Raw genomic sequence first — 21,424 nt, 5'->3', positions numbered from 1 at the left:
GCGCGCTCAGCAGCCCGCTGCGGCGTCGAGGTCGGGCAGCTCGACGGCCTCGCCCCAGCCGGAGAACTCCAGCTGGAGGCTTCCCGCGGCATCCGCTCGGGTGAGGGACACCGGCAGCGCCGGGCCTTGCGTCTGCACGCGCAGCGCGCCCTGAGTGCCGTCAGCACCCAGGATGAGGTCGACGCCGCCATCGCTCGGCGCTCCCAGCGCGGAGGCGTCGGAGGTGTGCTCGGCGAGTGCCTGCAGCGGGTGCAGGAGCGCTCCCCAGCGCGTGACCGCCGGGTCGTCGTCGGCGACGCAGGAGAACTCGCCCACCGGACGATCGCTGCCCGCCTCGCCGACGGTCGCCGCGGTGGGGTTGAGGTAGGTCTGTCCGTCGGTCGACACGATGACGGTGGTCTGACCGTCGACCGTGAACTGCGCGACGGTCTCCTCGCTCGACCCGCGCACGTCGATCTCGAGCGCTCGACCGCGTGCGGTGAAGGTGCCGGTCATCGTGGCGGGCCCTGCCTCGCGGACGGCGGTGAGCACCGTGGCGCGCGCGGTGGTCGCGTCGAGCAGCACGAGCCCGTTGCCGGAGGTCTCCTCGTCCCAGGCGCCGAGATCGATGTGGGTGGGGCTCGGCGCAGGCTCCGCGGGCTGCGTGGCGCCCGCGCACCCCGCGAGGACGAGCACGGATCCCAGCGCGAGGGCGGTCAGCCGTGCGTCACTCCGCCGGGGCATCCGCCACACATCCCGAGACCGCGCCCTGCGCGTCGAGCGTGGCGCGGTCGAGCTTGACCTCCGCCTTCTCGTTCCCGTCGGCGGGGCGCACGACGATGCAGGATCCCTCGTCGACGATGGCGGCGGCACGCGGCAGCCAGGCCTCGGTGCCCGTGACGAGCTGCGACACGTCGAGACTCGGACCCGACGGGCCGTCGACCACGATCACCTGATAGGGCACCTCGGGCCCCGACCAGTCGGCGCGCACGACGTTGTCGGTGACCTCGAGGGTGAGGTCGGATGCCGTGGCCCGCCCGGACAGGCCGCCCACGATCACGAACACGAGGAAGGCGATGAGTGCGAGAACGGTCGTGCCGATGGAGATCAGGAACGCCGGATGCCGCCACAGCGGACGCTGCTTCTCGGGCGCCTCCTCGAGCTCGGGGAGGACGTCGCCCGACGTCTCGAGCGTGCGGATGGCGCCGGGCGCGACCTGCATGCTCGGGCGCGGCGAGTCCCAGCCGAGCTGGCCGTCGAGCGCCGCAGGAGCCGGGGTGCGCGACGCGGTCCACGGCACGGGGGCGGCGGTGATCATCCCGCCCGCCGGTCGCTCGCCGACCGGCGCAGCGTTCTGCTGCCGGCGTGTGCGCGGGATGTCGCTCATCGATCTGCTGCAGATTCTCCGTCGTGGTCGGGCGCGTCTATCCTAGTCATGGCCTGCCTCCGACCTGGGAGTCCCATGACCTCGACGCACCGACGCCGGCGAGGAGCTCGCGCTCTCGTCGCGGTGCGGAGTGCCGCGATGACCGCCGTGCTGGTGGCGTCCGCGCTCGCGTCCCCCGGTATCGCCGCGGCCAACGCGTCCGACGAGAACGCGACCACCCCGCAGGGCGGTGCCGTCGAGGTGTCCTACACCGAGACCACCGAGATCCGCTCGGGCGAGGGCTGGCGCATCGACTGCGCGGGCGTCGGCACGCTGGAAGGCATCGACGTGGCCTGCGCCGACGACGGCGTCACGCTCGTGTCTGCGGGTTTCGACGCCGATCTCGGCATCCAAACGCTGACCGTCCCGCAGGTCTCGGGGGCGACGCGCATCTCGCCCGTCTACCGCGTACGCCTCGAGCCGCCCCCGGTGCCGGAGGTCTCCGTCGACCGTCTGGACCTGCCTGTCGTCGTCGGCGAACAGGCTCTGGTGCCGCTCTCGGCGCTCGGCATCGCCTGCGCGGTCTGCACCGCCGACGGGGGAGCGACGATCCGCGTGGACACGCCGCCGTCCGGCGTCTCCGCCGGGGTCAGCGAGACGCACCTCGCGCTCCGGGGAGAGAACGCCGGTGATGCGATCGTGCCGCTCACGATCACCGACGATGCGGGGCAAGCCGTCTCCATCGAGCTCACGGTGACGTTCGTCGCCGCTTCCGCTCCTGCCGAGGCCCCGACGATCGGCGCTCTGCACGTCGTCGGCGACGTCGAGGCCCTCGATCTCGTCGAGCAGACCTGGGGCGACGTCACGATCGTCTGCAGCACCCCGCAGTCCATCGGTCTCCGGTGCACCGAGGACGGCGGCATCGAGCGCACCGGCACCGCAGCGGGCGCCGACGACGGCGCCACCGCCCTCCCCGCGCAGCTGCTGTTCCGGGTCGTGGCCGACGACGGCCGCCTCGCCTGGGGCAGCGTCACGGATGACGCGGACGCGGATGTCGCAGACCTCGTCGCTCCCTCGTGGGAGAGTGAAGCGCCGCTGTCTCTCGTCACGGTCCCCGTCGACGAGCAGCAGGCCGACGCTGCAGTTCCGCTCGCCGGCCTGGCCCGGCTTCTGGAAGGGATACCCGCATCATGAGCCTTCGGCTGACCGTCGCCGACCGCCCCGGCGCGCCCCAACCCGAGTCCTGGATCGTCAAGGTCGACGAGGCCACGACGATCTCCGAGATCGGCGAGTCGCTCGACGTCCCCGCCGACGAGCTCGCTCCGGGTACCGATCCGTCGTCGGCGTTCACCGTCACCGGCATCCGCAGCGGCGTCGTCGTGCCCTCCCGCCACCAGGTGGTGCTGGCGCCGGGCACCCTGCGCCTCGAGTTCGTCGCCGGCCCGTTCGCCGGGGAGTCCGTGCCGATGACCCCGGGGGTTCCGACCACCATCGGCCGCGGATCGACGGCAGCCGTACGCATCGCCGATCCGCACCTGAGCGAGGAGCACGCGACCATCACCGTGTCGGGCGGCGTCGCCGACGACGGCTCCCTGCTGCCCCTGACGGCGCACGTCGAGCTGACGGCCCCCGACGGTGCGCTCGTCGTGAACGGCACCGGCGATGCCCGCGCGGCCGACATCGTCCCCGCCGACCTGATCCAGCTGGGCAGCAGCGTGATCCGCATCGGCGCGGCTCCCGCATCCGACGCCGACATCACGATCGACGAGGTCGGTGCCAGGGCGTTCAACCGCCCCTCCCGCATCCGTCCGTCGCAGATCCCGCCCGTGATCACCCTCCCCGGCGACAAGCCCGAGGAGCAGGACGCCTCGCCGCTGCCGTGGCTCTCCGCGATCGTGCCCGTCGTGCTCGGCATCACCCTCGCGTTCGTGTTCCAGCGTCCGATCATGCTGCTGATGGCCGCCGCGTCGCCGGTCATGGTGATCGGCTCGTTCTTCGCGAACAAGAAGCTCGCGCGCCGCAAGGGCGAGCGCAGCGAGGCCGACTGGATCGAGGAGATCGACTCGGCCCGCAAGCGGATCGCGGTGCACGTGCGTCAGCAGCGTCTGACGAGCTGGTACCACCACCTCGACCCCGTGTACATCCGCGACGTCGTCACCCGTCCGCTCTCCCGGCTCTGGGAGCGCCGCCGCAGCGAGGAGGACGCGCTGCGGGCACGGGTCGGCGTCGCCGACGTGCCGCTGGACGTGCGCTTCGAGGGCGGTCCGCAGAAGGAGCGACGGAACGATCGGCGGGTCGGCGTCTCGCCGTCCCCGGTCGCGGTCGACCTCGCATCCGGTCCCGTCGGCGTCGCCGGCCCTGCCGACGTCGCCAGCGGTGTCGTGCGCGCCATGCTGACGGGCCTCGTCGCGCTGCGCTCGCCGCGTGATCTGCAGGTCGCCGTGCTGTGCGACCGCGACCAGGAGCACGCGTGGTCCTGGGTCCAGTGGCTGCCGCACGCGCAGCCCGGCGTCGGCCCCGTCGCCCTGATCGGCAACACCGACCTCACCCGCCGCGAGAGGATCCGCGAGATCGGCACGCTCCTCGACATCCGGATGCGCATCGGCAAGGACCGCCGGCTGGACTCCGAGTCGCAGATCGTCCTGGTCGTCGACGGCGCCCGCCGCTATCGCATGCTCCCCGGAATGGTGACCATCCTCGAGCAGGGTGCCAAGTACGGCATCCACGTGATCGCCATCGACTCCGACCGCTCGCGACTCCCCGAGGAGGCGACCACGGTCGTCGTCGCCGACCCCGGCGACCCGCTCCTCGGCCGTGTCGAGTCCGGCGACGCGTACCACTCGCCCGTGCTCTTCGATCAGGTGAGCGTGGGCTACGCCGAGGAGATCGCCCGCGCGCTGTGCTCGATCGAGCACGTCCGCGGTGTCGGCGACGACGCCACCGTGCCCAGCAGCGTGCGCTACACCGAGCTGCTCGGCATCGATCTCGCTGACCCGCAGCCGATCATCGATCAATGGCAGGTCGTGCCGCGCCAGTCGTACGTCGTGATCGGCGCCGGCGCCGAGGGCGAGTACGCGATCGACATCGCGACCGACGGTCCGCACGCACTGGTGGCCGGAACCACCGGTTCCGGAAAGTCGGAGTTCCTGCAGGCGCTGGTCATCTCGCTGGCGCTCGCGAACCGGCCGGACGCGCTGAACTTCGTGCTGATCGACTACAAGGGCGGCTCGGCGTTCGCGGACTGCGCCCGCCTGCCGCACACGGTCGGCATGGTCACCAACCTCGACGCTCGCGAGACCGAGCGCGCCCTCGCCTCGCTCGACGCCGAGCTGAAGCGCCGTGAGCGGGTTCTCCGCGACGAGATCGGCGCCAAGGACGTCGACGCCGCCTGGGAGAAGGATGCCGAGGCCGCCGCCAGGCTCGGCCTCGCGCGTCTGATGATCGTGGTCGACGAGTTCGCCGAGCTCAAGACCGAGCTGCCCGACTTCATCAACGGCCTCGTCCGCATCGCCCGAGTGGGTCGATCCCTCGGGGTCAACCTGGTGCTCGCGACGCAGCGCCCGTCCGGCGTCATCACACCCGAGATGCAGTCGAACATCAACCTGCGCATCGCCCTCCGCGTCACCGATCGCGCCGATTCGACCGACATCATCGGCGTTCCGGATGCGGCGCTGATCTCGGCATCCACGCCGGGTCGCGGCTACGTCAGGGCCGGATTGGATGCGGCGCCCGCACCCTTCCAGACCGCCCGGGTCGCCGGGCTGCGGATCGGACACCAGCGCACCACCCGCGTGCTGCCGCCGGCTGCGCGATTCGACTGGCAGACGGTCGGCCTGCCGCCGCGCTTCCCCGCCGCCGAGACGCAGTCGCATCGTCCCGACCAGGACGACACCGACCTGCGAGGACTCGTGCAACTCGCCAACCAGGCGGCGACCGCCCTGGGCATCGAGCGCAGCCCGTCGCCGTGGCTGCTGCCGCTGCCCGACCTGCTCCCGCTCGATCGCTTCGACGAGTCGTCGGCGCCCGAGGGCGGTCTCGTGCTCGGTCTCGTCGACGTGCCGTCGAAGCAGAAGCAGCAGCCGCTCGTCTGGAACGTGCTCACCGGCTCGCACCTGCTGTTCTTCGGTGGCAGCCGCTCAGGGCGCACGACGGCCGTGCGCACGCTGCTCGCGCAGGCCGTGCAGCGCTTCACCCCCGCCGACCTGCACATCTACGCGGTCGACTACGGCACCGGGGCGCTGCTGCCGTTCGTCGACGCCCCGCACACCGGCGCCGTCATCACGCCTCAGGACGCCGCGCGTCTGCCGCGCCTCCTCGACCGGCTGGGCATGGACCTCTCGCGCCGGCAGGCGCTCCTGGCCCGCGCCGGCGTCGGCAGCATCGCCGAGCAGCGGCGGCAGGCGGATGCTCGTGACGCGCTGCCCTACAACCTGGTCGTGATCGACGGATGGGAGCGTCTGGGTGCCTCGATGAGCGCCGACGACATGGTGCTCGTGCGCGACCAGATCATGCGCCTGCTCCGCGAAGGTCCGGCCGTCGGTCTGCGGCTGATCCTCACGGCCGACCGGTCGGTCTCCTCCGACAAGGTGTCGACGTTCATCGACACGCAGTACGCACTGCGGATGCGGGACATCAACGACTACCGCGGTGCCGGCATCATGATTCGCGACATCGCCCCGAACATGCCCCCGGGTCGTGCCCTGTTCGGCTCCGAGGGCACCGAGGCGCAGTTCGCGGTGCTCTCCGCCGACCCGAGCGGCGAGGGACAGACGTCCGCAGCCCGCGGCATCGTCGAGTACGTCGGAGGCCACTTCGGCCAGTTCCCGCAGCTGGCCGAGCTGCCGCAGCCCATGCGCGTCGACCCGCTGCCCTCGCGCATCGGTCTCAGTGTCGTCCATTCGCTGCCGCTGCTGGGCGGCGCGACCGCCGAGACCCCGGTGGTCGCGGTGGGTGGCGACCACCTGTCGCGTGTGACCGTCGACTGGCCGGGCATCGGCGGCTTCGTCGTGGCCGGCGATCGCCGCAGCGGCAAGACGCACACACTCGCCGCGATCGCGCATCAGCTCGGCTGGCACAAGACGCCGATGGTGATCGTCGCCCGCGAGGGCTCGATCCTGGCCGAGGTGGGCAAGAGCCACGGCGTGCCCGTGCTGTCTCCGCGTACCCCGGAGGATGAGATCGCCACGGCACTCGAACCGGCGGATGCGCCACTCACGATCGTCGTGGACGACAGCGAGTCCATCAGGGACACTCCACTGGACAGAGCCCTCGGGGCCGCTCGCTCGCACGCGCGCTTCATCGTCGGCGTCGGAGCCGAATCGGCGGGCTCGTCGCTCACCGTCGCGCTCACCGAGGCGAAGAAGGGACGCACCGGCATCCTGCTCTCGCCGCCGTCGACGATCGTCGGCACGCAGGTGTTCGGCGTGCAGCTCGCGCGCACGCATGTGGGACGCGCGGCACCGGGCAGCGGGGTCTTCTTCAGCGACGGTTCGTACATGCCGGTGCAGGTCCCCGACCTGACCGCGTGACGATCCGCCGCCCCCGGAGGGCGGGATAGAATGACCCGGGCGCTACGGCTGCGAGCAGGGCGGCCGGACGACCACAACGGGGGAGACAGTCGATGAGCACTCAGTGCCGGTTCTGCGGCGAGGCCGTGCGACCGGACAGCATGTTCTGCCCGTCGTGCGGACAGCTCATCGGGATGTCCGGAAGTGTCGTGCCGCCCTTCCCCGGCGGTGCCGCGTCGACCTCGTCGGGAGCGCCCGTCGAACAGCGCCCCTCCGAGCCGCTTCCGCCGGTCCCGCTTCCCGCACCGCTCACCCCCGAGCCCGCGCCGCAGGCAGTCGCAGGGCCTCCACAGACGCCCGCACCGCAGAACGCTTCGGCACCGCAGAACGCGCCCGCACAGTCCGCGCCGCAGCCGCAGGTCTCACCGGCAGCTCCGGCCATCCCGACGACGGTGACGCTGCCGGACGGCCGACTGCTCGGACTCGATCAGGTGCTCGTGTTCGGGCGTTCGCCCGGGCGCGGTGCCGCGGCATACCAGGGCGTCCCCTTCCGTCTCGACGATCCGGAGCGAGCCATGTCCCGCGTGCATCTCGTGCTCGCCCCGGCAGCCGGCGCCGTGATCGCGACCGATCCGGGTTCGGCGAACGGCACTCTCCTCGAGCGGGACGGAGTGCAGTACGCACTCGTCTCCGGTACTCCGAGCGCGCTCGTCGCGGGAGATCGGCTGCTGCTCGGAGACGCCGTCCTGCGCATCTCCTGACGCCGTCGGAAGCATGGATGGGGAGTTCTCCCCATCGGCTCGGGACCCTCTCGTGTGTTACGAATGTACCCGGACCAATTCCGCGGCATCGCCGCATAAAGCAGGGGGTATGACATGGCTGAGATCAAGGTAACTTCCGAGTCGCTCGCGGGCGTCGCGAACCAGCTCGCATCGGGTGCGACGTCGATCGAGTCGCAGCTCGGAAACCTCAAGTCGCTCGTGCAGGGACTCATCGCCGGCGACTGGGGCGGATCCGCCTCGCAGACGTTCAACGAGCTCTACGAGCAGTGGGACGCCGCGGGCATCCAGCTCAAGGAATCGCTGAACGGAATCAGCGACCAGCTCTCGAAGGCAGCGCTCGCCTACGAGGAGTCCGAGAACAACATCGGCAACAGCTTCCGTTCCTAAGTTCTTCCACCCGGTGCGCCGGGTCTGCTGATGTGAGGGGGGTGCCTCGTGGTGCAGTTCCATGTGTCCACACCGGCGCTGGGGTTCTCGGCGTCGTCGATGACCGGTGCGGTCGCGCAGTTCGATGCGCAGCTCGCGCAGGTCACCGCCGCGGTGAACGCCGTGGTCGGATCGACCTGGACGGGGAGCGCGGCCGACGCGTTCCTCGAAGAATGGACCGGGTTCCTCACCAGCGCCGGGGTGACCCGCGAAGCGCTGATGAGCATCGCGGTGCGGCTCCAGAGCGGTCAGAGCACCTACGACGGGAATGAGGCGCAGCTCACTGCGGCATCGCGCTCGTCGAACGTCAGCATCCGCGTGCCCGGCACCGGGGGAAACAGCAGCGGAGGCAGTGCGCAGGCGTCGGCGACGCAGGCGACCTTCGTCACCGAGAACGTGCAGGCCATGCCTGCCGACGTCACCATCGACGCCAGTGCCACCAGGGGAGACAGCGCATGAGCGGCCTGCACACGTACGAGACGGCTGACATCCGCGGACTCGAGTCCGCGCTGAAGCAGCTGCACGGATACTGCAGCGAGCTGCAGGCCCACGCCGCCAGCGCCACCGGCGCCGTCAGCGCGCAGTGGAGCGGTATCGCCAACACCGAGTTCGTCAACTGCGTGCAGACCTGGCAGGTCGGCGCCACCATCCTCACCTCCTACGCCGAGTACCTCGCCACCTGGGCGGGCGACGCCGCGACGCAGTACGAGTCCGCGCAGTCGTCGGTCGGCAGCATGTGGGGCGGCGGCGGCGGTGGCGCCGGCGGCGGCGGCGGATCCACGGCGGTGTGATCCGATGGTGAGAATAGATCCCGCGAAGTTCTCCGCGGCAGCAGACGCATACGACGCCATCTCCCAGCAGGCCCTGAACTACGCCATCGAGGCGCGCGGCTCGCTCAGCGGTTTCGGCGGCATCGCCGGCACCGACCCCGGCGGAGAGTCCTTCGCCGAGTCCTACGACGCGATGGCCGCAGCGGCCCTCCAGACGCTCTACGACATCGCCGTCGCGACCCGCGGTCTCGACCGCACGCTGATGGCATCGGGTGGCACCCACGCGCAGGCCAACGCCAACGCCGAGCGCATCGTCTACGACGCCTCGTCCGCGTTCGTGCTGCGACCGGCGATCGCCGAGTCCTCCGTCGCACCGCCGCCCTCCGCCTTCGGCGGCCGGCCGGACACCATGGTCCAGGGCCTCGACAGCGCGGCTGTCTGGGTGTGGGACCAGATCCTCAACTTCATCGGCACGCTGTTCCCCGACGGCGACCCCGAGCAGCTCGAGGCCGCAGGGACCGCCTGGGCCGGCATCCTCAGCGACATCCGGAGCCTGCGCACCGACATCCGTCTCGGCGACAACGTGCTCGCGGGCATCGAGAGCGGCGAGATCGCGGCGATCCAGCAGAAGATCGACGACTTCGCCGACGGGCTGACGATCTTCCTCAGCGACGACGAGGGCATCGGCCAGATCGACAACATCTGCCGGGAGTACGCGACGACCATCCGGGACACCCTCGAGGAGACCCGTCAGATGATCGCCCAGCTGGTGATCGAGGTCATCGCGGGTGCGGGACTCAGTTTCGCTCTGTCGTTCGTGACCTTCGGCGCCGCGGGTGTCGCCGGCGCCGCGGCCATCACGGCTCGGATCGGCGTCATCGCGGCCAGGATCGGCGGCCTCGTCGCCCGGTGCGTGGCGACGGCCGGACGCCTCGCGTCCCGCCTCCATGGCATCATCCCCGGGCTCGTCCGGGCCGGAGCCCGGTTCCCGAAACTGACCAAGGCGGGCATCGAGATCGTGTCCGGCACGGCATCGTCTGTGCTTGCCGAGACCGTCCAGGGCAGTGAGGCCAACTACGGTGCCGCGTTCCTCTCCGGATTCGCAGGAAGCTCCATCGCCGCCGGGATCGTGGCCCCGTTCGGCCGGGCCGGTGAGCGGTTCGCCGTCCAGGCTCTGGCGAACGGTACCGGTGGTGCCGGAAGCACGGTTGTGGACTCGGCGGTGCGCGGCGAGGAGATCACCGCCGCCTCCATCGCCATGGGCGCGGGTCTCGGCGTCGCAGGTTCCGCGCGTCTGCCCGGACGCCGCAACCCGGGCGCGGCCTCGGGCGGCAGCGGCGGTGGCGGCGTGCACGTCAACGACTACGACGGGCCTTCGGGCACCGGCGATGCGGCGAACGCCTCGGGCGGCGACGGCGGAGGAGCTCCGCGCTCCGACTACGACGGCCCCAGCGGCCAGGGCGGCGACGTCGGCGGCAGCGGTGGCGAGGGCGGCTCGGCCTCCTCGAACCACGGCGACGCTCCCACGGCGACCGACATCCACGTCACGCCCGAGGGCAACGGCGGCGGCGACGGCGGCAACAGCGGCAGTGGCGGCAACAGCGGCAGCGGTGGCGACGGTGGTCACACCAACGCAGGCGGCGACAACACTCCTGCGCCGGAGAACACGCCTGCGCCGGAGAACACTCCTGCGCCGGAGAACACTCCTGCGCCGGAGAACACGCCTGCGCCGGAGAACACGCCTGCGCCGGAGAACACTCCTGCGCCGGAGAACACGCCTGCGCCGGAGAACACTCCTGCGCCGGAGAACACGCCTGCGCCGGAGAACACGCCTGCGCCGGAGAACACTCCTGCGCCGGAGAACACTCCTGCGCCGGAGAACACGCCTGCGCCGGAGAACACGCCTGCGCCGGAGAACACTCCTGCGCCGGAGAACACTCCTGCGCCGGAGAACACTCCTGCTCCCGAGAACACTCCTGCTCCCGAGAACACTCCTGCTCCCGAGAACACTCCTGCTCCCGAGAACACTCCTGCTCCCGAGAACACTCCTGCTGGCGGCGACTCGTCCAGCACGGGCGCCGGCGGCAGCACGTCGACCACGCCGGAGGCTCCGGCAGCCCCGGTCGGCACCGGCGGCGACTCGACGTCGACGGGCGACTCCTCGACGTCGACCGACCCGGATGCCGGAGTCGATGGACCTCCACCCGTGGATCCTGATGGCGACCTCGGTGTCGACCCCACGGCGGACGGCGCGGATGCCGACGCGGGTGACAGCACGGCGGACGGCGACGGCGACGGCGCGGACCCGACGGCTGACGGCGCTGACAGCGACGACGCCCCGGTGCACACTCCGACCGATTCGACGTCGTCGACCGGCGATCAGTCGACCCAGCAGTGGGGCGACGGCGGACCCGCGCAGGATGCGCACGGACGTGACTACCTCGAGCGTGAGGACGGTCGTCGCACTCTCGCCGGCGACCCCGACGACACGTATCGTGACCGCGCCGGTCGGCTGCACGACGAGGACACGCACCAGTTCGTGCCCGACCACAACCGACCGGATGTCAACGACCTCCCCGTCGATCGGGCCGTCCGAGGCGACACGACGGAGGTCGGGCTCGACGGAGATGCTCAGACGGCGCACCAGTCGCAGGTCGACGCTCGCGCCGACCTGCAGGCCGATGCGAACGCCGCCGCGGCTCGCGTCGACGAGCTGGCGGATGCTGCGGGGATCGACCCCCGCCTGCTCGACGGCTCCTCGCACGACGTGCAAACGACGCTCGAGACCCTGAAGAGGGACGGCGTCATCTCGCCTCGGCAGCAGGCCGAGCTCGACAGGGCCATCACCGCCGAGCGGGACGCTCTGGCCGATCTCCGAGGTTCGTCCGAGGAGCTGGGCGACCAGGCGGCCGGCGCCGTGTCGGCGGCTCGTGGAGAGACCACGCTGATCCCGCCGGGCGGCGCAGGCGCCGGCCAGTTCGACCACGTGACCATCACGGGCGACCCGTCGCCGACGCTGCACGTCTACGAGGCGAAGGGCGGCAATTCGTCGCTCGGCTATCGCACCGTCGACGGCGTCCGCGCCGAGCAGGGCACGACCGCGTACCTCAACGACATCGCAGGCCGCGACACCCGCCTCGCAGACAGTCTCGACGCCTACATGCAGAGCCCTGACGCCGACCCGCGCGTGGTCGAGGCGATCCGCAACGGCACGCTCGACGTGCGCTACGAGCTCGTCCAGGCGCGACCGGACGGCACCATCCGCGTCACGGACTTCCAGATCGATCGCAGCCAGGTCCGCGTGCCCGGCTCCGACGACCCGGCCGCGTCCCCGGCGGGCGCTGAGCGGACCACCCCCGGCGCTGACGGGACGACCGCGCGCGCTGAGGCGACGACCGACGCCCCTGACCCGACGACCGCCGCTGAGGCGACGACCGACGCGCCTGAGCCGACGACCGCCGGTCCTGAGGCCGCTCACGGTGGCGACACGACACAGGATGCCGGCGCGACGGATGGCGAGTCCTCCATCGACGGCGACGGCACCGACGGCGACGACACCGACGGCGACGACCTCGACGGCGGCAGCGGCGTCGGCGGCCCCGGCGACGGCGGCGACCCCGTCGATCCGACGAACGGCGCCGGCCACGGCGACGGGCCCGACCGCAGCTCCGACCAGATCATCCGTGAGTTCGCCGAGGCGAACGGTCTGTCGAACCAGGATCTGCACGACCTCCGGCACACGCCGGCGTCGCAGCTCTCGGCGGATCAGCGCGCTCAGCTCCTCGAGCTGCGCGGTCTCATCGATGCGCCCACACCCGACACCCGACTGGTGAAGGTGATCCCGTTCGACGACGTCAGCCGCTACCAGTACGGTCAGTACGGGCCGCAGGTCGGCGGGTTCGTCGCCCGCGCGAGCGACCTGAATCCGTGGGCCGGACTCGACCAGGTCGTGGCCGATGCTCGCCTGGACTACACGCCCAACAGCGGCCAGGTGAACCCGTACACGGCGCCGGGTGCGGACTCCTACGGCTTCATCGAGTTCCAGACCGACGACGTCGACCTCCTCGGCGTGCCGTTCTCGCCGGAGTTCGACGGCACGGCGGAGTACGACCAGCCGTTCGCCGGATCCGGCTTCCTGCTGAACCGCGACGACGTGTGGCGGCCGGAGTACGAGGCATCCGCGCGGATGGATCTGTCGGCAGGAGCGCGTCTGTGGGCGGTCGGCCCTGATGGCCCCCGCCTGGTGGGCATATACGTCCCCGGTCGCGGATTCTTCAGCCCCGGCTCCGGCTCGTGACCGACGCGCTGGAGAAGCGGGGCCTCCACGCCCGGTGGAAGGGCGTCGACTACCGGCTGGTCCGCAAGGGTTCGGGGTGGGTGCTGCAGACGGACAGGGCGACGCCCGGATTCGACGAGGCGGCGTTCACGAAGAATGCTCCTGCACGCTTCGAGCGGAAGGTGGATCCGAAGGAGAAGCTCGAGTGCTTCCGGATCTCCCACTCCGGGTCGTACCGCGGTATCCCGGTGGAGATCTCGCCGAGCAATCAGGGCCGCGTCATGGCGGTCACGAAGGATCCGCGAGCGCGGGACAACGGGTTTGATAGCTTTGAGCGCGATGCCTGGGTGAAGCTCATCCCGGCGAACGATCGGGATCTGAGGATCACCGAGACGCGCACCCCGGTTCCCGCACCGTGGCTAGGGGCCGACCCCGGAGGAAGACGATGACCGAACTGATCTTGGCAGTGACGCCCGCGCGAGGTCGTGCGTGGCTGAGCCAGGGAATCGGCTGGGTCGCAGGGTACGTCGTCCGTCGCGACGATGTGGTCGCGGCGACCACGCCCGCCGCGCTGTTCGCCGAGCTCGGGCTCGCCTACCCCGGCTCCCCTTTCAGCGCAGACGCGCCCTCCATCGACACGCTCCGGATCCCCGCCGCGTCCTACCTCGCTCTCGAGTCGCCCGGGACCGGCGATGTCATCCCGCCCTTCCGGGATCACCCTCCGCTCAGCGGCACCGGGTTCGTCGAGAGCGCCTCCGCCATGGTGCCGTACTGGTGGCTCGCGCCCAGCGCTCTCCCGGCGGGCACGAGCCTGTGGCGGACGCACGCGGACGGTCGCGAGGAGATCCTCGCCGGCTATGCGCACGTCGCCGAGGGGTGGGTGTCCACCCGACCGGACTTCGTCCTTCAGCCCGTCCCGCCGCGCTCTCCCGAGCTCGTCGGAGTGTGGGCCGAGATCGCGGGAGAGCGGATGCTGGCCGACCTGCTTCCCGACGGGACGGCGATCGTGTGCGCTCCCGACGAGCGCGAGGGCATGCGGCAGTCGTCTCGCGGTGTCTGGTGGCGCACGGCGACCGAGGGCGAGATCGATCGCCTCTTCGCCGTTCGCGTGCTGGGGCGCTGGCGCAACCGCCGCGTGCAGCTCGTCGGAATCGAACGGGGTGAGTCGGGCGACCGCGCCCACATCGTCTTCCTCGGGCACGATGCGATCGACGCTGAGTCCCTCGGGCTCACGAAGACCGACGCGGGCGTGTACGAGGGTGTCGTCGATGCCGGCGAGGTCCGCGACCTCGGTGAGGAGCAGACCGAGATCCCGGCAGCGACGGCCGCCGCGGATGCCGCACAGTGATCCTTCTTCCGCCGCACGTGATCGATAGGGTTCTTGTATGAGCTGGAAAGTGATGACCCCGACCGAGGTCTGCGACCTGATGGACTTCTGGATCGCCGCTCCGTGGCCGCTGACGCAGGACGAGACCCAGAAGCTCGCCGTCGAGCGCTTCGGGTGGACCATCGAGGTCGAGAACGGGACGCCGTACCTGATGAACACGGTCTCGAACTTCACGTTCACCGATGTGATGACCACCGATTCGCGCGGCCGGATGATGCACCTGACCCTCGACATCTCCGACACCATCCGCGAAGTCACGGAGGAGTCGACGGCGTTCCTCGGCGATGCGTTCACGCTGATGGTGCGAGAGGGGTCGTCGCGATGGGGCGACCCGAAGAACCTGAAGGTGAAGGACACCGTGTCTGCGCGCTGGGACGTCGCCGGCGGTGCGCGGGTGACCTTCAACTTCGCCCCGAAGGGGCTGTCCGCGCGCTTCGAGACACCGCAGGGTGCCGAGGTCGAGCGCAAGCTGGGCGACCGCTGATGTCCGACTGGGATGAGTTCGGGCAGCGTCTCGCGTCCACGTTCCGCCAGGTGTCGGATCGGGTGTTCCTGATCATCGCGTCGGAGTCCGATCCCGCGCGATACGTGCAGTTCGCCGGCCAGAGCGACCGGCTGGATGCAGAGGCGCCGGCGACGGACGTCGTGGCGGATGCCGACGAGTCGGCTCTGCGCGGCGCCGGGTGGTCGGCTCCGAACAGTGCGCAGCCGAACTGGTCGTCCTCGTTGGTCCTCCCTGCCCTCACGGCCGAGTACGAGGAGCTGGCGGCGCGCTGCGTCGTCGCACTGCGGGATGCGTACGGCATCCACGGTCCGGACGAGCTGGCCTATCGCGCCTGGCGCGAGGGTGAGCAGATGCCGACGGGCGAGACGTGGACGGCCGAGCAGATCGGCCGCCTCGACCGCGGAGCGGAGTCGCTCGAGCTCGACGCGCTGGGGATCGCCTCCGTCTGAGGGTGCCAGCGGAAGAGCCCCATCTCAGGGGCTTCGTCCGCGAAGCCGGTCAGCGGGCCGCGTCGGCCAGGTGCCGGGCGTTGTGGCTGAGCACCTTGACGATGATGCCGTGCCGCCGCAGCTCCTTCGCGGTACGCGCGCCCTCATCGGCGTCGCGCCCCAGCGCGTGGATGTTCGCGACGACGAGGACGTCGCCGGTCTTGAGCGTGGCGATCAGCCGCGAGAGGCGGTCGCTCCAGCTCTCCAGGATGTCGGGCGCGGGGTGACGGAAGCCTTCGATCGGAACGCCGAACCGCGTCAGATCATCCCGCTGCTCGACGACCGACGGCATGCCGTCGCGGGAGACCACGAGACCGACCAGGCGGGAGCCGTCCGGGCGGGCGAGCCAGAAATCGCGGTTCTGCTGCAGCTCGGTGAAGCACTTCGGGCACTCGGCGGCCGCGTGCGGCAGGTGCAGCGGGCTCGTCAGGGCCTCATCGACGGATGCCGTCGCCTTCATGGGATCGATCGCCTCGCTCATCGCGCACCTCCGGCATCCATTCTGCCCTGATCGGAGCCTCCGCGGTGACGTTTCAGAGCAGCCCGAGCGATCGCACCGCTTCGCGCTCGTCGACCAGCTCGGCGACCGACGCATCGATGCGCGCGCGGGCCCAGTCGCTCACCTCGAGACCTTCGACGATCTGCCATCCTCCGTCGACGGATCGCACCGGGAACGAGGAGATGAGGCCCTCGGGCACGCCGTACTCGCCGTGCGAGACGACACCGGCGGAGGTCCAGTCCTCGGTCCCCTGCACCCAGTCGCGCACGTGCTCGATCGTGGCGTTCGCGGCGGAGGCCACCGACGACGAACCACGCACCTGGATGATCTCCGCACCGCGCTTCGCGACGCGGGGGATGAAGGTCTCGTCGAGCCAGGTCGGCACGTCGCCGACGATGGCCTCGAGGGCGGCGACGACCGGCTCCCCGCCGACCGTCGCGTGCGAGACGTCCGGGAACTGCGTCGCCGAGTGGTTGCCCCAGATGGGCAGCCGGCGGATCGTGTCGACCGGCACGGCGAGCGTCTGCGCGAGCTGTGCGCGCGCTCTGTTCTCGTCGAGGCGGGTGAGGGCGCTGAACCGCTCCGCAGGCACGCCGTCGGCGGATGCCGCGGCGATCAGCGCGTTCGTGTTCGCGGGGTTGCCGACGACGGTGACGCGCACGCCCTCTGCAGCGTGCGCGGCGATCGCGGCGCCCTGCGGCCCGAAGATTCCCGCGTTCGCCGCCAGCAGGTCGCCGCGCTCCATGCCGGGTCCGCGTGGACGGGCGCCGACCAGGAGCGCGAGGTCCGCACCCTCGAAGCCGACGGCGGGGTCATCCGTCACCTCGACGTGCTCGAGCAGGCCGAACGCGCCGTCCTGCAGCTCGAGGGCGGCGCCCTCCGCCGCGCCGAGCCCCTGCGGGATCTCGAGCAGCCGCAGCCGTACCTTCTCGTCGGGACCGAGCAGGTCCCCGGCCGCGATGCGGAAGAGCAGCGCGTATCCGATCTGTCCACCGGCACCGGTCAGCGTGATCGTGGTCGTCATGACACGAGCCTACGACTCGGGGGATGCCGTGGCGCGGAGTACCCTCATGGCATGACGTTCAATCCCGATGCCGATGTCTCCGGCAACACCGCCCGTCGTCGAGGACGCGGCGCCGTCGTGGCAGGTGCCGGCGGTGTCGGACTGCTCGGCATCATCGCGCTCATCGCCGGTCCGCTGCTGGGCATCGACCTGACAGGCCTTCTCGGGGGCGGAGGTGCGACCGGCGGTGGCAGCGAGCCCGCCGGCGGCAGCGTGATCGAGGACTGCCTGACGGGTGAGGATGCGAACGAGAACGTCGACTGCCGTGTGGCAGCCTCGCAGCTCGCGCTGGACGGCTTCTGGGAGGACTACATCGGCGACTACCGTCCCCCGCAGCTGGTCATCGTCGACGGGGCGACCTCGACCTCGTGCGGCACGGCTTCCAATGCGGTCGGACCCTTCTACTGCCCGCCGGACGAGACGGTGTACATCGACCCGACGTTCTTCGACCTCATGCAGCAGCAGTTCGGCGCATCCGCCGGCGACCTCGCCCAGCTCTACATCGTGGGGCACGAGTGGGGCCATCACATCCAGTACATCCGCGGGATCATGGACAGCTACCCGAACAACGGCACCGGCCCTGACAGCAACGGCGTGCGCATCGAGCTGCAGGCCGACTGCTACGCGGGTGCATGGATCGGCCAGATGACCAAGGAGAAGGACAAGAACGGCGTCCCCTACCTCCTGGCGCCGACCGACGCCGAGCTCGACGACGCGCTGAACGCGGCGAACACCGTGGGTGACGACAACATCCAGCAGCAGTCGGGGTCGGTCAACCCCGAGAGCTTCACGCACGGCACGAGCGAGCAGCGGAAGTTCTGGTTCGCCAACGGCTATCAGAACGGCCTCGACGTCTGCGAGGAGCCCCTGAGCGTGTCGGGCGACAAGCTCTAGCCTCGAGAGTCAGACGCCGTCGATGCTGGTGAGCCCGCGCGTCGCGGCGAGGTCGTGCTTCCTGGCGTCGAAGTAGCGGTCGGGCTCGACGGCGAAGGGCTCGGTGTCGATCCACACCCTGTTCCCGTCGACCCGGAGCACGCCCACATACATCGCTCTGTCCGCCTCCGACGACCAGATCGTGAGCAGTCGCTCGTCTGCCCGGTTCTTCTGCAGCGCAGCGAGCGCGGCGATCACGCCTGCGCTGTCCGCGCTCCCGGTGCGGATAGCCGCCAGAACCTGCTCGATCGGGAATCCGGCGGCGTAGCCGTGGATCACCGCATTCCGCAGCACTCCGCCACCCTTGACGCGCCACCGCCTGGCGCCGACGAAGATCATCACGAGGCAGATCACGAAGATCACCGGTGGCATTCCGAACGCCGCGACGATGGCCAGTCCGCTGCGGATGCGACCGCCCAGGGTCTCAACCGTGGCGAGCGGATTGAGGTAGACCAGCAGGGCCAGGATCACCATGATCCCCGCGATGATGCCCCACGTCGCGGTCTTGCGCGGCGAGCGCTCCGATTCGAACAGATCGGGGCGGGTGGCGAACCAGGCGGAGAGATCGCGGGACTTCGACCGCAGCGGCGTGAAACTCATCTGATCACGCTAGCGTGGTCTCGTACGACTTGTTCTGACCGGGGGGTCGATGACGATGAACCTGGATGCGCTGTATCCGCCGATCGAACCGCATGAGAGCGGCGAGCTGCTCGTCGGCGACGGGCACCGGATGTACTGGGAGATCAGTGGAGCGCCCGACGGCAAGCCCGTGGTCTTCCTCCACGGAGGACCGGGAAGCGGCACCTCCGCGTGGCAGCGCCGCTTCTTCGATCCGGAGGTCTACCGGATCGTGCTCCTCGACCAGCGCGGCTGCGGGCGCAGCACCCCGCACGCGAGCGCCGCTGACGCCGACCTCCGCTTCGTCACGACCGCGCACCTGATCGCCGACATCGAGCTGCTGCGCAAGAACCTCGGCATCGACCGGTGGCAGGTCTTCGGAGGCTCGTGGGGGAGCGCACTCGCGCTCGCCTATGCCCAGGCGCATCCCGAGGCGGTGAGCGAACTCGTCCTGCGCGGCATCTTCACGCTGCGCCGGGAGGAGCTGGAGTGGTTCTACGAAGGAGGTGCCGCGGCTCTCTTCCCCGACCTCTGGGAGGAGTTCATCGCCCCCATCCCGGTGCTCGAGAGGTCGCGGATGATCGAGGCGTATCACCGACGCCTGTTCGACCCCGATCCCGCCGTGTACGAGCCGGCCGCCCTCGCCTGGTCGCGGTGGGAGGCGTCGACCGTCACCCTGCGTCCGGACGCCGCGCAGATCGAGGCCATGTCGGTTCCGCGGACGGCGACCGCGTTCGCCCGCATCGAGAACCACTTCTTCGTCCACCGCGGCTGGTGGACCGAGGGGCAGCTGATCGCCGGCGTCGACCGCATCCGACACATCCCCGCCGTGATCGTGCAGGGGCGACACGACGTGTGCACGCCGATGATGACCGCGTGGGACCTGCACACCGCCTGGCCGGAGGCGGAGTTCGTGGTCGTCGACGACGCCGGGCACTCCGCCACGGAGCCCGGCATCCAGCGCGCGCTGCGCGAGGCCACCGACCGATTCGCGCTCTGACGACCGCGCGCTGACGACCGCCGCGCGCTGACGACGGCGCTCTCAGGCGCGCAGCGCCTTCGCGAGTGTCTTCAGCAGGCCGATCAGGCCGCCGTCCGCGCGGTACCGGGTGAGTCCCTCGCTGACCGCCGCTCCCGTCCGGGCGGAGACGAACCACGGCGGCTTGGGAAGGATGCTGAGGCGCCCCCCGCCGTTCAGCACCGGCAGAGACCGGGGGAAGGGACGGAACGGCCCTCGGATGGCGGAGCGCTCCACGTCGTCGAGCAGAAGCGCGTTGTGCACCACTCCGATCCCGCTGCCGACATCATCGATCGTGCTGCCGGGGTACGCGCCCCAGGTGAGCGTCGGCGTGATGAATCCGAAGGCGGTCCAGCCGTTGATCGCGATGGATCCGTAGCGCAGCCCGGCGATGGCGCGTCCGAACCCGGAGCCCAGTGACTTCTCCGTCGCCGGATCGATCAGCAGGTTGGCGCCGAGCGTGCCCTGCAGCCGGTCGTTCGCGTAGGCGACCGCCGCATCGAGGAACGCCTGGCCGGTGCCGGGAATCGACACCACACCGAGCACCGGAGCGAAGTACTCGGTGGTCTGCAGCGCCCCGGCGTCGTCGTCCTCGTCCAGCTCGACCAGCACGCGATCGCCGAGCACCAGCGCATCCGGGTATGACTCGGCGGCGAGGTCCATCCGCGCGGGTGACCCGGGGTACCAGATCGGTCGCTCCGGGGCCTGCGCGTAGGCGCGGCGCAGCGCGATGCGGAACTGCTCGGCCTGCGGCCAGTCCTCGGACATCACGACGACCTGGCCCGCGATGCAGTTGTGCCCGCTGTTCTGCAGCCGCATCGTCGCGACGTGCTCGGCCTGGTAGGTGAGGTCGGCCTCCGTCCACTCGCCGGGCACGATGATGATGGGCGAGACGCCGCCGAGCTCGGCCGTGATGGGCTTCTTCAGCTGCGGGCGGTTCTCGCGACGACGACGCGTCGCTGCAGCGCCGGTGCCCCAGACGATCGCGTCGAAGGTCGCGGCAGAGCCGGTGATGTGCACGTGCGCGAGGTCGGGATGCGTCGTCAGGTAGCCGCCGACCGCTGGCCCGCCGCGCACGATGCGCAGCAGCCCTGGACCGATGAGCGGCGCGAAGGCGCGCTTGTAGATCGGCACCAGGGCATCCTGCGTGGGATTGACCTTGAGCAGGGCCGTGCGGTTGTGGGCCAGGAGTTCGTAGAGCACGTCGAGCACGGGGATCGAGGTGATGTTGCCCGCGCCGAGCACGAGGCCGACGCCGCCGGACTCCGTGGGGGTGCGCTGCGCGAGACCCGCGGCGGCGCGCGCGCCGCGTGGGGTCGTTCCCGGCTTCAGCCAGACCTCTCCGGTGTAGCCGGAGAGCAGGATGCGGTCGATGCCGGTGAGCGGGAACGCCTGCACCGCCGTGCGACCGCCCGGGGCCCGCCCGACCGTGAGACCGTCCAGGGGGTTGGTGCCGTCCGCGAGTCGCGTGAGGGTCTCGATGTAGGCGTCGAGTGCCCCGAGCACGCTGTACGGTCCGCTGAGCCACTCTTCGCCCCGCAGCGGATGCCGCCCGTCCAGGCCCTTCGAGGCGGCGGCCGTCTGTGCCCAGTCCTCGGCGGAGGCTGCGACGCTCGTGCGCACCGCCTGCAGCAGCGTGACCCGCTGAGCGAGCGTCAGAGCCGACCACGTTCGCGTTCCGACGTGCAGCTCGGCGATCGCGGCGTCGAGGCGCTCCCGTTCCGCCTCGCCGAGATCGGCGGCGTCGGCCGCGGCCTTCGTCGTGGTGGACGGGGTGGTCGCAGAAGTCATCGGCGTCTCCTTCGGG

Annotated in this window: 19 protein-coding genes; 13 read left to right on the top strand and 6 right to left on the bottom strand. The window is 70.8% G+C overall.

Annotated elements, in window-relative coordinates:
• Positions 1-6 precede the first annotated feature (6 nt).
• Entirely contained in the window at positions 7-723 is a 717-nt protein-coding gene (locus ACESK8_RS00390) for a hypothetical protein (protein WP_372966804.1), read from the bottom strand.
• Complete coding sequence (locus ACESK8_RS00385) at positions 707-1,366, bottom strand: hypothetical protein (protein ID WP_372966803.1); 660 nt, start codon at positions 1,364-1,366, stop codon at positions 707-709. Before ACESK8_RS00385 ends, ACESK8_RS00390 begins: the two co-directional genes overlap by 17 nt.
• A 75-nt stretch (positions 1,367-1,441) precedes the next feature.
• Between ACESK8_RS00385 and ACESK8_RS00380 the strand changes: the two genes are divergently transcribed.
• The 11 genes from ACESK8_RS00380 to ACESK8_RS00330 all read left to right on the top strand — a co-directional run bounded on the left by ACESK8_RS00380 (position 1,442) and on the right by ACESK8_RS00330 (position 15,447).
• On the top strand, positions 1,442-2,539 hold the full coding sequence (locus tag ACESK8_RS00380; RefSeq protein WP_372966802.1) for a hypothetical protein: 1,098 nt from the start codon (positions 1,442-1,444) through the stop codon (positions 2,537-2,539).
• Positions 2,536-6,873 carry an FtsK/SpoIIIE domain-containing protein gene (locus ACESK8_RS00375; protein ID WP_372966801.1) on the top strand — a complete coding sequence of 1,446 codons (4,338 nt, stop codon included), beginning with the start codon at positions 2,536-2,538 and terminating at the stop codon, positions 6,871-6,873. Before ACESK8_RS00380 ends, ACESK8_RS00375 begins: the two co-directional genes overlap by 4 nt.
• 92 nt (positions 6,874-6,965) lie before the next feature.
• Positions 6,966-7,613 (top strand): hypothetical protein, encoded by a 648-nt coding sequence (locus tag ACESK8_RS00370; RefSeq protein ID WP_372966800.1) that lies wholly within the window; start codon positions 6,966-6,968, stop codon positions 7,611-7,613.
• Positions 7,614-7,727: 114 nt separating this feature from the next.
• Positions 7,728-8,021 carry a WXG100 family type VII secretion target gene (locus ACESK8_RS00365; protein ID WP_060928559.1) on the top strand — a complete coding sequence of 98 codons (294 nt, stop codon included), beginning with the start codon at positions 7,728-7,730 and terminating at the stop codon, positions 8,019-8,021.
• 48 nt (positions 8,022-8,069) lie between these two features.
• Complete coding sequence (locus tag ACESK8_RS00360; RefSeq protein ID WP_372966799.1) at positions 8,070-8,519, top strand: WXG100 family type VII secretion target; 450 nt, start codon at positions 8,070-8,072, stop codon at positions 8,517-8,519.
• The gene (locus ACESK8_RS00355) at positions 8,516-8,851 is read left to right on the top strand and encodes a hypothetical protein (protein ID WP_060928561.1); all 336 of its coding nucleotides are present in this window, start codon (positions 8,516-8,518) and stop codon (positions 8,849-8,851) included. The genes ACESK8_RS00360 and ACESK8_RS00355 overlap by 4 nt, the downstream gene beginning before the upstream one ends.
• Positions 8,852-8,858: 7 nt before the next feature.
• A complete protein-coding gene (locus ACESK8_RS00350; RefSeq protein WP_372966798.1) occupies positions 8,859-13,127 on the top strand; it encodes a hypothetical protein in 4,269 nt (1,422 codons plus the stop codon).
• Complete coding sequence (locus ACESK8_RS00345; RefSeq protein ID WP_372966797.1) at positions 13,124-13,555, top strand: hypothetical protein; 432 nt, start codon at positions 13,124-13,126, stop codon at positions 13,553-13,555. The genes ACESK8_RS00350 and ACESK8_RS00345 overlap by 4 nt, the downstream gene beginning before the upstream one ends.
• Positions 13,552-14,454: a hypothetical protein gene (locus ACESK8_RS00340; protein WP_372966796.1), complete on the top strand. Its 903-nt coding sequence runs from the start codon at positions 13,552-13,554 to the stop codon at positions 14,452-14,454. Before ACESK8_RS00345 ends, ACESK8_RS00340 begins: the two co-directional genes overlap by 4 nt.
• Before the next feature lie 37 nt (positions 14,455-14,491).
• Positions 14,492-14,977, top strand: a complete 486-nt coding sequence (locus tag ACESK8_RS00335) for a DUF6301 family protein (RefSeq protein ID WP_372966795.1) — start codon at positions 14,492-14,494, stop codon at positions 14,975-14,977.
• Positions 14,977-15,447, top strand: a complete 471-nt coding sequence (locus ACESK8_RS00330; protein WP_372966794.1) for a hypothetical protein — start codon at positions 14,977-14,979, stop codon at positions 15,445-15,447. The genes ACESK8_RS00335 and ACESK8_RS00330 overlap by 1 nt, the downstream gene beginning before the upstream one ends.
• A gap of 49 nt (positions 15,448-15,496) precedes the next feature.
• On the opposite strand, the gene ACESK8_RS00325 is transcribed toward ACESK8_RS00330, so the two are convergent.
• Positions 15,497-15,967: a recombinase family protein gene (locus tag ACESK8_RS00325; RefSeq protein WP_372966793.1), complete on the bottom strand. Its 471-nt coding sequence runs from the start codon at positions 15,965-15,967 to the stop codon at positions 15,497-15,499.
• Between the two features lie 52 nt (positions 15,968-16,019).
• A complete protein-coding gene (locus tag ACESK8_RS00320; RefSeq protein ID WP_372966792.1) occupies positions 16,020-17,009 on the bottom strand; it encodes a malate dehydrogenase in 990 nt (329 codons plus the stop codon).
• A 51-nt stretch (positions 17,010-17,060) separates the two neighbouring features.
• Here ACESK8_RS00320 and ACESK8_RS00315 point away from each other — a divergent pair, with 51 nt between their 5' ends.
• The gene (locus ACESK8_RS00315; RefSeq protein ID WP_372966791.1) at positions 17,061-17,942 is read left to right on the top strand and encodes a neutral zinc metallopeptidase; all 882 of its coding nucleotides are present in this window, start codon (positions 17,061-17,063) and stop codon (positions 17,940-17,942) included.
• Positions 17,943-17,951: 9 nt separating this feature from the next.
• On the opposite strand, the gene ACESK8_RS00310 is transcribed toward ACESK8_RS00315, so the two are convergent.
• On the bottom strand, positions 17,952-18,581 hold the full coding sequence (locus ACESK8_RS00310) for a hypothetical protein (RefSeq protein WP_372966790.1): 630 nt from the start codon (positions 18,579-18,581) through the stop codon (positions 17,952-17,954).
• 49 nt (positions 18,582-18,630) lie between these two features.
• Here ACESK8_RS00310 and pip point away from each other — a divergent pair, with 49 nt between their 5' ends.
• Positions 18,631-19,599 carry a prolyl aminopeptidase gene (gene pip, locus ACESK8_RS00305; RefSeq protein WP_372966789.1) on the top strand — a complete coding sequence of 323 codons (969 nt, stop codon included), beginning with the start codon at positions 18,631-18,633 and terminating at the stop codon, positions 19,597-19,599.
• A gap of 42 nt (positions 19,600-19,641) precedes the next feature.
• Here pip and ACESK8_RS00300 read toward each other — a convergent pair whose 3' ends face one another.
• The gene (locus ACESK8_RS00300; protein ID WP_372966788.1) at positions 19,642-21,408 is read right to left on the bottom strand and encodes an aldehyde dehydrogenase family protein; all 1,767 of its coding nucleotides are present in this window, start codon (positions 21,406-21,408) and stop codon (positions 19,642-19,644) included.
• Positions 21,409-21,424: the final 16 nt, after the last annotated feature.

The organism is Microbacterium sp. (assembly GCF_041641055.1).
Taxonomy (GTDB): domain Bacteria; phylum Actinomycetota; class Actinomycetes; order Actinomycetales; family Microbacteriaceae; genus Microbacterium.
The sequence above is the reverse complement of the archived record's forward strand: the minus strand, read 5'-3'. Positions and strand labels throughout refer to the sequence as shown.

Excerpts from the sequence above, each read along its gene's own strand:
- ACESK8_RS00390 (WP_372966804.1), bottom strand. The coding sequence starts at position 723 with ATGCCCCGGCGGAGTGACGCACGGCTGACCGCCCTCGCGCTGGGATCC.
- ACESK8_RS00385 (WP_372966803.1), bottom strand. The coding sequence starts at position 1,366 with ATGAGCGACATCCCGCGCACACGCCGGCAGCAGAACGCTGCGCCGGTC.
- ACESK8_RS00380 (WP_372966802.1), top strand. The coding sequence starts at position 1,442 with ATGACCTCGACGCACCGACGCCGGCGAGGAGCTCGCGCTCTCGTCGCG.
- ACESK8_RS00375 (WP_372966801.1), top strand. The coding sequence starts at position 2,536 with ATGAGCCTTCGGCTGACCGTCGCCGACCGCCCCGGCGCGCCCCAACCC.
- ACESK8_RS00370 (WP_372966800.1), top strand. The coding sequence starts at position 6,966 with ATGAGCACTCAGTGCCGGTTCTGCGGCGAGGCCGTGCGACCGGACAGC.
- ACESK8_RS00365 (WP_060928559.1), top strand. The coding sequence starts at position 7,728 with ATGGCTGAGATCAAGGTAACTTCCGAGTCGCTCGCGGGCGTCGCGAAC.
- ACESK8_RS00355 (WP_060928561.1), top strand. The coding sequence starts at position 8,516 with ATGAGCGGCCTGCACACGTACGAGACGGCTGACATCCGCGGACTCGAG.
- ACESK8_RS00340 (WP_372966796.1), top strand. The coding sequence starts at position 13,552 with ATGACCGAACTGATCTTGGCAGTGACGCCCGCGCGAGGTCGTGCGTGG.
- ACESK8_RS00335 (WP_372966795.1), top strand. The coding sequence starts at position 14,492 with ATGAGCTGGAAAGTGATGACCCCGACCGAGGTCTGCGACCTGATGGAC.
- ACESK8_RS00330 (WP_372966794.1), top strand. The coding sequence starts at position 14,977 with ATGTCCGACTGGGATGAGTTCGGGCAGCGTCTCGCGTCCACGTTCCGC.
- ACESK8_RS00325 (WP_372966793.1), bottom strand. The coding sequence starts at position 15,967 with ATGAGCGAGGCGATCGATCCCATGAAGGCGACGGCATCCGTCGATGAG.
- ACESK8_RS00320 (WP_372966792.1), bottom strand. The coding sequence starts at position 17,009 with ATGACGACCACGATCACGCTGACCGGTGCCGGTGGACAGATCGGATAC.
- ACESK8_RS00315 (WP_372966791.1), top strand. The coding sequence starts at position 17,061 with ATGACGTTCAATCCCGATGCCGATGTCTCCGGCAACACCGCCCGTCGT.
- ACESK8_RS00310 (WP_372966790.1), bottom strand. The coding sequence starts at position 18,581 with ATGAGTTTCACGCCGCTGCGGTCGAAGTCCCGCGATCTCTCCGCCTGG.
- pip (WP_372966789.1), top strand. The coding sequence starts at position 18,631 with ATGACGATGAACCTGGATGCGCTGTATCCGCCGATCGAACCGCATGAG.
- ACESK8_RS00300 (WP_372966788.1), bottom strand. The coding sequence starts at position 21,408 with ATGACTTCTGCGACCACCCCGTCCACCACGACGAAGGCCGCGGCCGAC.